Genomic DNA, 13593 nt, shown 5'->3' on the forward strand with positions numbered 1-13593 from the left:
GGCCGGGAGCGTGTTTCGTTAGCATTCCCCAAGATGTGTTATCCGACCACACTCTCACCGATATTATTGTTCCATCACGTAATGTTCATTCAAGCCAAGCCAACCCAGAAGCGATCGAAGAAGCCATTACCCGAATCGAGCGGTCACAGCGCTGCGTCGTCTTACTCGGCTTACACGCCAGTCGCGCTGAAAATGCTCAAGCCATCAGCCGTTTTTTGCGCACAACTCAACTGCCTGTAGTCGGAACCTATCAAGCCGCTGGGGCAGTTGATATTAACTATTATCACCATTTCGCTGGCCGCGTAGGTTTATTTAACAATCAGCCCGGAGATGTATTGCTGCAAGATGCTGACCTGATTGTCACTATTGGTTTTAACCCCATCGAGTACGACCCAGAGCTTTGGAACGCAAAACAGTCCCCAATCATCCACTTAGACATTGAACCAGCAGAGTATCAGCTCAATTACCAACCTTGCGTGGAAATTGTCGGCAACATCGTTCAATCACTGGATGATATGACCGATTGTGTCACCAATTTCGCACGCCTCTCTCCCAAAGCCTTATCGATTTTAGAGGAAGTGGCGCAACAGCGGCAGATAATAAAATCCTACCCTACTCGTCAATCTCAGCATGGGTTTCATCCATTAACCTTAATCAAAGCGATGCAATCCATTATTACCCCAGACACCACTTTGTGTCTGGATATGGGCAGCTTCCATATCTGGATTGCGCGCTATTTAAGCTGTTTTCGCGCCCGTCAAATGCTGATTTCAAATGGTCAGCAAACCATGGGCGTTGCCCTACCTTGGGCGATTGGTGCAAACCTGCTTAAACCCAGCACCAAAGTGGTGTCTGTTTCTGGTGATGGCGGCTTCATGCAATCAAGCATGGAGTTAGAAACTGCCGTCCGCCTAAAATGCAACATTGTACATATCATCTGGGTCGATAACGCCTACAACATGGTCGAGATACAAGAGATGAAAAAGTATCAACGCCCGTCCGGAATAAAATTTGGCCCGATAGACTTTAAAGCGTATGCCGAATCATTTGGCGCGCAAGGCTTTGCCGTGACCGAACGTCATCAACTGATGCCTATGCTGCATCAAGCCATGGAAACTCAAGGACCTGCTGTCATCGCTATCCCCGTTGATTACAGTGACAACTACAAGTTGATGCTACCCAGAACACAAGAAAATCGAGATCCAATTTTTGAGCATATCGAAGGAGAAACAATATGAATGGTTTAACCCATAAAGTCGCTTTAGTCACAGGTGCCGCAAACGGCATCGGCTTTGCGATAGCACAGCGTTTATATGATGAAGGGGCCAATGTAGTACTGGCCGACTGGAATGAAGAGCAACTCGCCACCGCCATCGAAGCTTTTGACTCAACACGCGTCGCGGCGCAAGTGATTGACGTCTCCGACCCTAAAAAAGTAAAAGCTATGATCGATAACGCCGTATCGCGCTTCGGTAAGCTCGACATTTTAGTCAACAATGCGGGCATCCACATCCCCGGCTCCGTCTTAGAAAGCAGCGTTGAAGATTGGAAGAAAATATCAGCGGTGAATATTGATGGCGTCGTGTATTGCTCTAAATTTGCCTTACCTGAGTTGCTAAAAACACAGGGGACCATAGTCAACACCGCTTCAGTCTCTGGCTTAGGTGGCGACTGGGGTGCCGCATTTTACTGCGCCAGTAAAGGCGCGGTAGTCAACCTCACTCGCGCCATGGCGCTAGACCACGGTGCCGCTGGCGTACGAATTAACGCCGTGTGCCCAAGCTTAGTTAAAACCAATATGACCAATGGTTGGTCGCAAGAGATTAGAGATAAATTTAACGAGCGCATCGCACTAGGCCGCGCCGCAGAACCGAGCGAAATTGCCGCCGCAGTGGCCTTTTTAGCCAGCGACGATGCATCGTTTATCAATGGTGTCAATTTACCCGTCGATGGTGGCGCTACCGCTTCCGACGGCCAACCTAAAATCGTTTAACCACGAAAACTCAGCCAGTACCTAAACCATTTTCCGTGCTGGCTGACATTTTAAAACCGCATAATTCAAAACAAGCCCCATAAACACAAAAAATTAACCTACCACCGTGAGGAAGTTAGCTTGCTAGCTCATGTCGGGGCAACGTCATATTACCCCATTTATGTTCCGCTAGTATTCTAGGCAAGTTACAAAATGACTTGCCTCTGAATTCCTGATTCTCGAGCAAAATCATGATCATGGCTTACAAGAATAAAACCACCGCGGTAATTACATAGAGCCTGCGTCAGCATTATTTTCGAATCTAGGTCGAGATGATTATCTGGCTCATCGAGTAGTAACAAAGGTTGCTCTGGCTGATGACTAACAATAAGCATGGCTAACTTCATCTTCTCCCCGCCACTAAGCATGTGACCAAGACGAAATACACTGTCACGACGAAAACCAATACCTGCTAGTAATGTTCTGGCATCACTCTCTTTGATGCCACTGCACTGTTGTATCAAGTTAGCCAGTATCGATAATTCCGCTCGAATGACGCCAAAATGCTGATCAAGATAATACAATGGCGTATTTAGTTGTAGCTCCCCTTGATAAAGCGAGATCTCACCCAATAGTGTTTTCAGCAGCGTTGATTTACCACTACCGTTTTTACCTGTGAGATGTATCTTATCATTGGCATATACTTGCAGTGAGATAGGCTTAGTACTACCAAAAGGCAATACACCTTGAAGCATTGAAATCACTTTGCGTAAGCGGCTTGGTTTGTCTTCCAAATAGAGCTTTTGCCCTTTCAGCTGCTCTTTTCTTGCATTTAATGACTGCTCTTTATCTAGTAAGTAAGCTTGACGAAGTTGTGCATTTTTATTGCGATTAGAAGCGCGAGCGGTCGCTTTGTCTTTTTTGCCATCAAGTAGGATTTTGGGCTGACTCCCGTCTTTGCGTAATTTGATACCTTGTGCGGCTTTCTGATCTGCCTTTTCACGGTTTATCTGAGCTTGCATTTCCAACTTTTTTCTCTGTTTATCTACGCTGGCAAGTTGTCGGTCGACCGCTTGTAACTCGGTACGTTTTTGTTCGGTATAGAAATCGAAGCTCCCCCCAAATACTTGTAGTCCAAGTCCAGAAAGCTCCCAAATTTCTTCCATTTCACGCAGTAACACTCGGTCATGGCTAATAAGTAAAATCGCACCTTTGAACGCTCGCATCGACTTAAGTAACCACTGCTTTGCATCAACATCAAGATGATTGGAGGGCTCATCTAAAATCAGTAACTCAACCTCACTCTCAAACAATTGCCAAAGCTGTAATCGTGCTAATTGTCCTCCACTGAGTTGAGCGCAAGATAAAGCAGCGTCTTGTGGTAAGCCTAGTTCTTTAAGTTGCAGAGGAAGTTGCAAGGGTAAATTCCATTGCTCCTTAATCACATCAAACCACTGCTGTGAACAATCACCTGATTCAACATATTTTATCGCTTTAAGCACCTCATCTTTACCCAAGAACTGGGCAATAGAAAGTTCGCCAGATAACAACTGAGATGGTTGCTGACGATACACCGCAAGTGACTTAGGCAATGTGATCATTCCACTTGACGACTGTTGTTCGCCACTTAAGATCGAAGCGAATACCGATTTACCAACACCGTTACGACCGACTAAGCCGACACGATTGTTAGTCATAGAACATGACAATTGTTGAAACAACATCTCGCCGTTATCAAATTGATGACTTATGTTGTAAGCCTGTAATACGGGCATATTTAGCCTCCTGTATGACAGGGGCAACAGCCGCAGCTCGATAGTTTAAAGATGAGATCAATACAAACACACGCTCTTACCCAAGCGCAAAAATATACAAATGTACTTGCAAAGAAATATCGGAAAGTGAGCTACGCCTACTAACCCTGTAAATCCAAAAATAAAATGAGAAATGGATGACAGGTTTAGTTGTTCATATTGGCGTAATCTCCTTAAGAAGTGATAGACAAAGGTTACTGTATTCTCTCTCGTCTAGTCAAATTTAGTCCTAAAATACAATTTAGGGCGTCCTCGATCGTGTTTGAGGTCTCGTGACACCTGGCCTTAGCGCATATTAGCTCCAATCACCTCAATTGGAACTAAAACCATGAAATGGACACATTTACTGTTTGCAACCTTACTTTTTCTTTCTCGTTCTGCCATCGCCACTGGCGTCGGGTTCACTCAAATCACCTTAACAGACGATCCTAAACGTCTTCTAGATACTGCCATTTGGTATCCCACACAAGAGGTTTTAAATACAACCTTGATTGGTGATAACCCAGCCTTTATTGGTACACAAGTAATCAAAGATGCCCAGATCCAATCTAGCACTTTTCCAGTGGTGCTATTATCGCACGGCTACCGAGGAAACTGGCGAAATCAAAACTGGTTGGCGACCGAACTTGCGAAGCGTGGCTATATCGTAGCTGCTACTGACCACCCCGGAACCACGTTCTTCGACCAATCCCCAAAACAAGCAGCGAAGTGGTGGGAACGACCTCGTGATATGTCACGTATTCTCGATCACTTGTTAACCGGAGCACCGTGGAAGCAGTATGTGAATGCCGGCAATGTCACCGCGATCGGACATTCATTAGGTGGCTGGACTGTGATGCAATTGGTTGGAGCGAAAATGGATAGAGCAACGCTTGGATCGGAATGTAATAAATACAATAATCCGAGAACTTGTGGGCTTTCCGAAGAGTTAGGGTTATCCAAAGTCCAGGCTAAAGAGCCAAGCGACGTAGACCTTTCAGATCCACGAATTAAACGTGCAGTCAGCCTTGATTTAGGGCTTGCTAGGAGTTTTTCAGTCAATAGCTTAGAAGACATCAATGTGCCAACCTTAATACTGGCTGCTGGGATCGATATTGGAGATCTCCCTCAGGCTGTAGAGTCTGGCTACATTGCTAGGCACATGCCTCTTAACTCAAGGCAATACAAAATCTACGAAAACGCGACACATTTTAGCTTTATTCAACGCTGCAAAGCGGAAGCAGTTGCTATGCTTGAAGAAGAAGTGCCGGGCGATGGGATTATTTGCAAAGACGGCTTAGGCGCTTCACGCGGTGAGCTACATCAATTGATGTTAAATGACATTGTTGGCTTTCTGAATCAATAAACGGAAAAGTAAGCAAACTCAATCAGACACTTGCGGCGAACTTCGAAACTCACTCGGAGTTTGCCCAGTGATCCTTGAAAACTCACGATTGAAATTGGACTTAGTTTGAAAGCCTGAATTAAGGAAAATGTCAGTTATCGTCCCATCACTTTGCTTAAGTAGCCTCTTAGCATGTTCAATTCGATAGGTGTTGATCACCTTAGAAAGGTTCTCATTATAAGTTTGGTTAACCGCAGATGATATTTTCCGAGTAGGGATGCCTAACTTTCGCGCTAACCTATTGAGAGACAAATCAGGATCCTTGAATACTTGGTGCTCCCTCATTAATGCATCGAGCTTGGCAATGATATGCGCATTTTCTTCATCTTTCTCTTCATCCAAGCTACTCACGAACGTGGTTAGCGGCGTATCACCTTCTTCTGAAGAACCGTGTGATATTGGAAGCTGAACGTGCGGTTGGTTGTGTTCTATCACGGAAGGCGTACTAAGGCTGACAACAATCACAGCGGCTACAATCACAGGAATAAATACCAGATAACCAATCGATAGTATCAAGTTGGTGTGTTGTGCGTTAAGAACCAGGATATTGTAAGAGAGCACGCCATCGACCAAAGCGGAAAACAGCAGAAGTCCGCCTGCAACTCGCTCCGCAATCAAGACTTTCGATACATCGGTTATCCTTACTTGTTCAGGCATACTGAACGACGACTTCAACAGCAAGCTGCCATAGCCGAGGTATAGCGAGATCAGCAATACATCAACGGTCCCAGCCCAGATATTCTGGTACAAAAATGAGCTAACCAGAACAACAATGGGCCCTAACCAATGCAAACGTGTGTTCGATTTACTTCGATGAGCTCCCGCAAAGCAGAGCCAAGCCGCCACTGGCATACTCGCGCCGAGAATTGGCTGTAGGAAACGAAATAAGGCAATATCTACCGTCCATCGTAGCCCCACTACCGTTATCATTAACGCACATAGAATGGTAAACCAAAATGGCTTGTGACTGTTTTGTGGGTAACGATATCGAAGTAACACGCCAGTCATGAATAACAGCAGCGCAGCGACAAATGGTAAGGGAATAGCGAGCATAAAAAGACCATTTAAGTTCGAGAAAAGATCACTTTAACCTCACACTAGCCGCTTCACTAGCGGAGCAACTGAACAGGCTAAGTAATACGTACTGAATCACTATCTATGGTAAATCATTCTTATGATAGGAATCTAGTGCGAAACCTTGATGGTGTTAAAACCATCCTTGAAGGGTATAGAACTGGCTAAGTCTCTTGATTCACCAGACTTGTGGCTCCTAAGCTCCCCCTAAAAGGGGGAGGAACAGAACGGTATACGACCGAAGGCATGCTTTACATAAGTTGGCACTCAAAAATAGTGTGAAATAGTCAAATAGCGGGCGCGGATGTGCTCTATCAGCAAGCGGACTTTATTCGGGGGTTGGCGAGTAAAGGGATACACGGCGTATATACCCAATTTTTTGCCCACTTGTTCCGGGAAAATATCCACTAGCTGGCCGTTACGAAAATCATGATAAACCAAACAGCGCGGTACATAAGCAATGCCGTGGCCGCCTAAAGCCGCTTTTCTCAATGCCGTGGCGTTATCCGTAGAAAAGCAACCCGAGACTGTGACAATGTAGTTTCCTTTGCGGCCTTTAAATTCCCACTCGCTCGCGCCTGTGGTTTGGTAGGCGTATTGAAAGCAGTTGTGGTTGACTAAATCTTCCGGTTTTAACGGTTTTCCATTTTTCGCAATATAAGAGGGAGAAGCGCACACAACCCACTGTGAGTCTAAAATATGCCGCGCAATTAAGCTTGAATCTTCCAAATAACCAGTGCGGATCACTAGGTCAAAACCTCCTTCTACTAAATCAACAAAACGGTTATCAAGCGACATGTCCACCGTTAAGCCGGGGTGTAAATTGCAAAATTCCGCAACCGCGTCGGCCAATATTAGATCGCCTGATATGGTGGGTACCGACATTTTGATGTGGCCGCTGACATTTTCACCAAACCCAGCCACCGCATCGACGGCTTCTTGAGTGGCAAGCTTCACATTTTTCGCACCCTGTAACAGTGCCTTGCCCGCTTCAGTCAGAGTTAATTTACGCGTAGTTCGATATAATAGCTGCACGCCTAACTCTTCTTCTAAACGCGCCATTCTTTTACTAACTACTGAATTTGTAAGGCTATTCTGTTCTGCTACTTTACTAAAACTTCCCAGTTCCATCACTTGTGAAAACAATATTAGGTCGTCTGCTCGCATCTTATTATGTCAATTTTGGAATTAATTATTTTCATTATTTCCCTATATCCATAAAAAATAAAGGAGTAAATTCACCCCGAATTAACAAAAACATCACAAATATAATAATTTAGCTACCCGACGTGGCCGAAAGGTCTGTAGCCCCTACAGGATGTCTGCTCCTCAACTATCCTACTATTTAGAGCTAGTACGAAGAGCACACTTTACGAGGAAGTATCCAATGAACGAAACCTTACTGGCACTAGTGGCCTTCTCCCCTATTGTGGTGGCAGCGATTCTTTTAGTCGGGCTCAACTGGCCTGCGAAAAAGGCGATGCCCGTGGCCTTTGCATTAACTGTGGCCATCGCCCTCACCTTTTGGGATATGTCGGCAAACCGCGTGCTCGCTTCTGTTTTGCAAGGGTTCGGTATCACGATTTCCGTGCTCTGGATTGTGTTTGGCGCAATCTTCCTACTCAACACCTTAAAACACACTGGTGCTATCACCACCATTCGTAACGGTTTTACCGATGTTTCGGCTGATCGCCGTGTGCAAGCCATTATCATTGCGTGGTGTTTTGGCTCTTTTATTGAAGGCGCTTCTGGTTTTGGTACACCGGCGGCTATCGCGGCTCCGTTGCTGGTTGCGATTGGCTTTCCGGCGTTGGCTGCCGTATTGATGGGGATGATGATCCAATCCACTCCTGTCTCTTTCGGCGCAGTGGGAACGCCCATTATTGTTGGGGTAAACAAGGGGTTAGATACGCACAACATCACCGAAACGCTGATCAGCAACGGTTCAAGTTGGGATGTGTATTTACAGCAAATCACCGCCAGTGTCGCCATCACCCATGCGATAGTCGGTACATTGATGCCAGTATTAATGGCGATGATGTTGACGCGCTTTTTCGGTAAAAACAAAAGCTGGACCGAAGGGTTAGATATTTTGCCTTTTGCGATTTTCTCTGGCTTGGCTTTTACGGTGCCTTACGCACTAACGGGCGTCTTTCTTGGCCCAGAATTTCCCTCATTAATCGGTGGCTTGATCAGCTTGGCACTGGTTGTCACGGCCGCGAAAAAAGGCTTTTTAGTACCAAAATCACAATGGGATTTTCCAGAAGAGAAATCGTGGCCCGCAGAGTGGCTAGGCTCATTAAAAATTGATATTGAGGAGATCAAAGCTAAACCGATGGGCCTTGCATTGGCTTGGACTCCCTATGTTCTGCTCGCGGTTATCCTTGTGGCAAGCCGTGTGAGCAGCGAATTTAAAGCGCTGCTGGCTGGAGTGAGCCTATCCTTTAACAACATTCTGGCTGAAACGGGCGTCAGCACGGCCATTCAACCGCTTTATCTTCCCGGTGGCATCTTGGTTTTTGTCGCGTTACTGGCAGTAATATTGCAGTCACGCAGTGCGACACCACTCATCAAAGCATTCGGTGAATCAAGCAAAACGCTGATCGGTGCGGGCTTTGTGTTGGTATTTACTATCCCTATGGTGCGCATTTTTATTAACTCTGGCGTCAATGGCGCAGAGCTTGCGAGCATGCCTGTCACTACCGCCAATTTTGCCGCGGGTTTAGTCGGTGATGCCTTCCCTGCATTAAGTGCCACCGTTGGTGCACTTGGGGCGTTCATCGCAGGCTCAAATACGGTGTCGAACATGATGTTCAGCCAGTTTCAGTTTGAAGTGGCGCAAACACTCTCTATCTCCAGTGTGATGATCATTGCGCTACAAGCTGTTGGCGCAGCGGCGGGCAATATGATTGCGATTCACAACGTCGTCGCGGCATCAGCAACGGTCGGTTTATTGGGCCAAGAAGGAGCTACGTTGCGCAAAACCATTATCCCGACTTTCTACTACCTTGTGATGACTGGCCTTATCGGTTTAGTGGTGATTTACGGCTTTAATATGACCGACGTACTAATGACCCAGCAACCCTAAGTTTGGTGATGTGATTTGGTATCAACTTGGTTTTTATAACCATTAATCTTGTGTAAGAAATGCAGAGCTCGCTAGGCGGCGGCTCTGCACAAATTAGGATTCAATCTATGATTATTTCAGCCTCCACCGACTATCGCGCTGCCGCGAAAGCGAAATTGCCTCCTTTTCTGTTTCATTATATTGATGGAGGCTCATACGGTGAGCACACGCTCACACGCAATACCGCGGATTTAGCTGACATCGCACTGCGCCAACGCGTACTTAATGACATGTCAGAGCTCAGTTTAGAAACACAACTGTTTGGCGAACAGCTTGCAATGCCGATTGCCCTTGCCCCTGTAGGTTTAACTGGTATGTACGCGCGGCGCGGCGAAGTGCAAGCGGCACGCGCGGCTGAAAATAAAGGTATTCCTTTTACACTGTCTACCGTATCGGTTTGCCCGATCGAAGAAGTATCATCGGCGCTGGCTCGGCCGATTTGGTTTCAACTCTACGTGCTTAAAGATCGCGGTTTTATGAAAAATGTGTTGGAGCGCGCCAAAGCCGCGGGGGTAAAAAACCTCGTGTTTACCGTGGATATGCCCGTTCCCGGCGCGCGTTACCGCGACATGCATTCTGGCATGAGCGGCCCTAATGCGGCGATGCGCCGAGTGTTTCAAGCGATGAAACACCCAAGCTGGGCGTGGGATGTCGGCTTGCTCGGCAAGCCACACGATTTAGGCAATATTTCTGCCTACCGTGGCACGCCGACTAAATTGGAAGACTACATTGGTTGGCTTGGTGAGAATTTTGATCCTTCCATTTCATGGAAAGATTTAGAGTGGATCCGCGACTTTTGGGACGGCCCGATGATCATTAAAGGCATTCTAGATACAGAAGATGCCAAAGACGCGGTGCGCTTTGGCGCTGATGGCATTATCGTATCCAACCACGGTGGTCGCCAGCTTGATGGAGTGTTGTCAACCGCCAAAGCCTTACCTGCGATTGCTGATGCGGTGAAGGGTGACCTGAAAATTCTGGTCGATTCGGGGATTCGCACTGGGCTTGATGTGGTACGCATGCTGGCGCTGGGCGCGGACTGCACGCTACTGGGTCGCTCGTTTGTTTATGCATTGGCGGCGCAAGGTCAAAGCGGCGTTGAGAACTTGCTCGATTTATATGAAAAAGAGATGCGCGTTGCCATGACCTTAACCGGAGCGAAAACCATTGCCGATTTGTCACGAGAATCGTTAGTCAAACTTTAATCTCATGATGACAAACCAACGGTAGCCGCACGTTAACCTATCCACAACCTCAATTTAAAATGGGAAACAATGATGGCCAGCACTCTTTCAGACGCCACCTATCGTCAACTGGAAACGCAACTCGCTACGCGCATCGACCCTGAGCGCATCATCACGCAGCAGGCAAAACGCCTTGCTTATGGCACTGATGCCAGTTTCTATCGCTTGGTGCCGAAAATTGTGCTGCGCTTACAAAGCCTTGACGAGGTCATTTTTGCCATTAGAAGCTGCCGCGAGCTTGGCGTTCACTGCACGTTTCGCGCCGCTGGCACCAGTTTATCTGGTCAGGCAGTTTCTGATTCGGTTTTGATCGCCTTAACCGATGACTGGCGAGGCCATAGCATTCACGATGAGGGCAAAAAAATCACCCTACAACCGGGGGTCATCGGAGCCGATGCCAACAAATACCTTGCCCCTTTTCAACGCAAAATCGGCCCAGATCCAGCCTCAATCAACACCTGCAAAATTGGTGGAATCGCCGCCAATAACGCCAGTGGTATGTGCTGCGGCACCGCGCAAAATTCTTACCGTACTGTCGATAGTATGAAGATCGTCTTCGCAGACGGTTCCGTGCTCGACACCGCAAACCCAGAAAGCATCGCTGCATTCAAAATCGCTAAACCCGAATTGATTGAAGGTATTGCTCAACTTCATGCACAAACGGCGCAAAATCACACACTATCAAAGCTTATTCACCACAAATATCGCCTAAAAAACACCACTGGCTACGCCCTAAATGCTCTCGTTGATTACTCTGATCCGATTGAAATCATTGAACATTTGATGATTGGCTCAGAAGGCACACTCGGTTTTATTGCCGACATCACCTACAACACCGTCATTGAGCACGCGCACAAAGCCTCGGCGCTGCTTGTCTTTGCTGATATTGAGCAGGCTAGCCAAGCGGTTACGACCCTGTCCAAAACCCCAGTTGCGGCAGTGGAAATGATGGATGGACGCGCGATGCGCTCTGTCGCTGACAAAGCCGGCATGCCCGCATTTATTGCGCAATTGGATCTAGAAGCCGCTGCGCTGCTGATTGAGTCTCACGCCAGCGATCACGCGGCCCTTCATTCGCAATGTAGCGCCGTGATGGCAGCACTAAGCGACTACCAGATCATCGAATCCGTACCATTCACCTCCGATGCCAAAACAGTGGCAACCTTATGGGGTATTCGCAAAGGGATGTTCCCTGCCGTCGGCGCGGTGCGCGAAGTGGGGACAACCGTCATCATTGAAGATGTGGCGTTTCCGGTAGAAAGCCTTGCCAATGGTGTGCGCGATTTGCAGGCTCTGTTTGATCACTACCACTATCACGAAGCCATCATCTTCGGCCACGCTCTGGAAGGCAACTTGCATTTTGTCTTTACACAAGGCTTTGATAGCCAAAGCGAGATCGACCGCTACGGCGCATTTATGGATGAAGTGGCCGAGCTAGTGGCAGTGAAATATCAAGGCTCACTCAAAGCCGAGCACGGCACGGGCCGCAACATGGCACCGTATGTGGAATTGGAATGGGGCAAAGACGGTTACGCCTTAATGCAACAAATCAAAACACTGTTTGATCCACAAGGCTTGCTCAACCCCGGCGTTATAATCAACGATGATCCGCGTTCCCACTTAGCTAACCTAAAGCCGATGCCAGCGGCTGATGCCTTGGTCGATCGCTGCATCGAATGCGGGTTTTGCGAACCTGTTTGTCCATCTCGCACACTATCGCTCTCGCCCCGTCAACGAATCGTCTTGTACCGCGAGCTACAACGTCGACGCGCGCAAGGTGAAACGGTAGAAGCTTCTGAGCTTGAAAAAGTCTTTGAATACCAAGGATTAGACACCTGCGCCGCAACTGGCTTATGCGCTGAGCGCTGCCCTGTTGGTATCAACACTGGCGATTTAGTGAAAAAGCTGCGCACCGCGAAATACCAAAAATTCATCCCCATTGCTACATGGACAGCGGATCACTTTGCCGCCACCACAGCCGTGGCTAAAATCGGCCTCAGTGCCAACCAATTGGCTAGCAAATGGCTGGGCGAGAAGTTAGTCGGCGGTGCAACCAACGGCTTGCGTAAACTCAGCAAAGGCAAAACGCCTATTTGGTATCCACAACTGCCGCAAGCCAATCATCAGAACTTAGCCATTGCAGTAGAAAACCTGCCGCGCCGTGAGAAAAAAGTCGTCTATCTACCCTCTTGTGCGAGCCGAAATATGGGCCAACAAAACAGCGCGGGCGATCAGCGGCCATTAACCGAAGTGACCTTATCACTGCTTAACAAAGCAGGATATGAGGTGATCCTACCTAACGAGCTCAACAGCCAATGTTGTGGTATGCCCTATGACAGCAAGGGAATGAATGAGCTTGCGCAGTCAAAAGCGCAGCAGTTAGAAGCCGCGTTATGGCAAGCTAGCCAACAAGGGCGATATCCGGTATTGATGGATACCAGCCCGTGTGCAAAACGCAGTATTGAACAATTTACTAAACCACTGGAAATATTAGAACCCGTCGGTTTTGTCAATAAGTATCTGCTGGATTCTTTAGCGATCAAAGCCAAAGAAGAAACTGTGATGCTGCATATCACCTGCAGTGCGCGCAAAATGGGGTTGGAAGCCGACATGCTCAGATTGACCCAAACCTGCGTCAGCACTGTGATTGTACCAGAACATATTCAATGCTGCGGCTGGGCGGGCGATAAAGGCTTTACCACGCCAGAACTGAATGCGGCGGCCGTTCATCCGCTCAAAGAACAAGTCCCCGCTCACTGCGAACGCGGATTCAGTAATAGCCGTACCTGTGAAATTGGCCTGTCGCACCACAGCGGCATTCCATATCAATCCATTTTGTATTTGGTTGATGAAGTGTCTAAACCGCTTTGATCTACCCTCAATCTTAAAATAGCTCATTGGATAAAATGGGCTGTTTTTTTGTCTCTTTATCTGGCGTACCTTTACCTCGCATACCAAGAGTGTGTAAATACGCTTTG

General features: G+C 47.5%; 9 protein-coding genes. 6 read left to right on the forward strand and 3 right to left on the reverse strand.

Features of this window, described 5'->3' with window-relative positions:
- Together alsS and AACQ21_RS16930 are read left to right on the forward strand one after the other, a co-directional pair.
- Positions 1-1238: acetolactate synthase AlsS (alsS, locus tag AACQ21_RS16925; protein WP_105976476.1), on the forward strand; the 1238-nt coding region annotated here is incomplete at its 5' end.
- A complete protein-coding gene (locus AACQ21_RS16930; RefSeq protein WP_013868131.1) occupies positions 1235-1993 on the forward strand; it encodes an SDR family NAD(P)-dependent oxidoreductase in 759 nt (252 codons plus the stop codon). The genes alsS and AACQ21_RS16930, both read left to right, overlap by 4 nt.
- 185 nt (positions 1994-2178) lie before the next feature.
- On the opposite strand, the gene AACQ21_RS16935 is transcribed toward AACQ21_RS16930, so the two are convergent.
- Positions 2179-3747: an ATP-binding cassette domain-containing protein gene (locus AACQ21_RS16935; protein ID WP_105976477.1), complete on the reverse strand. Its 1569-nt coding sequence runs from the start codon at positions 3745-3747 to the stop codon at positions 2179-2181.
- Between the two features lie 367 nt (positions 3748-4114).
- Here AACQ21_RS16935 and AACQ21_RS16940 point away from each other — a divergent pair, with 367 nt between their 5' ends.
- A complete protein-coding gene (locus AACQ21_RS16940) occupies positions 4115-5131 on the forward strand; it encodes an alpha/beta hydrolase family protein (RefSeq protein ID WP_105976478.1) in 1017 nt (338 codons plus the stop codon).
- 18 nt (positions 5132-5149) lie between these two features.
- On the opposite strand, the gene AACQ21_RS16945 is transcribed toward AACQ21_RS16940, so the two are convergent.
- Positions 5150-6223, reverse strand: a complete 1074-nt coding sequence (locus AACQ21_RS16945) for a helix-turn-helix domain-containing protein (RefSeq protein ID WP_105976479.1) — start codon at positions 6221-6223, stop codon at positions 5150-5152.
- A 288-nt stretch (positions 6224-6511) separates the two neighbouring features.
- Positions 6512-7411: a LysR family transcriptional regulator gene (locus AACQ21_RS16950; RefSeq protein WP_013868134.1), complete on the reverse strand. Its 900-nt coding sequence runs from the start codon at positions 7409-7411 to the stop codon at positions 6512-6514.
- A gap of 220 nt (positions 7412-7631) precedes the next feature.
- Between AACQ21_RS16950 and AACQ21_RS16955 the strand changes: the two genes are divergently transcribed.
- From AACQ21_RS16955 to AACQ21_RS16965, 3 genes are all read left to right on the forward strand, one after another.
- Positions 7632-9332 carry an L-lactate permease gene (locus tag AACQ21_RS16955; protein WP_181185523.1) on the forward strand — a complete coding sequence of 567 codons (1701 nt, stop codon included), beginning with the start codon at positions 7632-7634 and terminating at the stop codon, positions 9330-9332.
- Between the two features lie 107 nt (positions 9333-9439).
- Positions 9440-10576, forward strand: a complete 1137-nt coding sequence (gene lldD / locus AACQ21_RS16960) for an FMN-dependent L-lactate dehydrogenase LldD (protein WP_105976481.1) — start codon at positions 9440-9442, stop codon at positions 10574-10576.
- A 69-nt stretch (positions 10577-10645) separates the two neighbouring features.
- Positions 10646-13486, forward strand: coding sequence for an FAD-binding and (Fe-S)-binding domain-containing protein (locus tag AACQ21_RS16965; protein WP_374956398.1), 2841 nt, complete (start codon positions 10646-10648; stop codon positions 13484-13486).
- Positions 13487-13593: the final 107 nt, after the last annotated feature.

This window comes from Vibrio sp. V01_P9A10T6 (assembly GCF_963877065.1).
GTDB lineage: Bacteria > Pseudomonadota > Gammaproteobacteria > Enterobacterales > Vibrionaceae > Vibrio > Vibrio anguillarum.

Excerpts from the sequence above, each read along its gene's own strand:
- AACQ21_RS16930 (WP_013868131.1), top strand. The coding sequence starts at position 1,235 with ATGAATGGTTTAACCCATAAAGTCGCTTTAGTCACAGGTGCCGCAAAC.
- AACQ21_RS16935 (WP_105976477.1), bottom strand. The coding sequence starts at position 3,747 with ATGCCCGTATTACAGGCTTACAACATAAGTCATCAATTTGATAACGGC.
- AACQ21_RS16940 (WP_105976478.1), top strand. The coding sequence starts at position 4,115 with ATGAAATGGACACATTTACTGTTTGCAACCTTACTTTTTCTTTCTCGT.
- AACQ21_RS16945 (WP_105976479.1), bottom strand. The coding sequence starts at position 6,223 with ATGCTCGCTATTCCCTTACCATTTGTCGCTGCGCTGCTGTTATTCATG.
- AACQ21_RS16950 (WP_013868134.1), bottom strand. The coding sequence starts at position 7,411 with ATGCGAGCAGACGACCTAATATTGTTTTCACAAGTGATGGAACTGGGA.
- AACQ21_RS16955 (WP_181185523.1), top strand. The coding sequence starts at position 7,632 with ATGAACGAAACCTTACTGGCACTAGTGGCCTTCTCCCCTATTGTGGTG.
- lldD (WP_105976481.1), top strand. The coding sequence starts at position 9,440 with ATGATTATTTCAGCCTCCACCGACTATCGCGCTGCCGCGAAAGCGAAA.
- AACQ21_RS16965 (WP_374956398.1), top strand. The coding sequence starts at position 10,646 with ATGATGGCCAGCACTCTTTCAGACGCCACCTATCGTCAACTGGAAACG.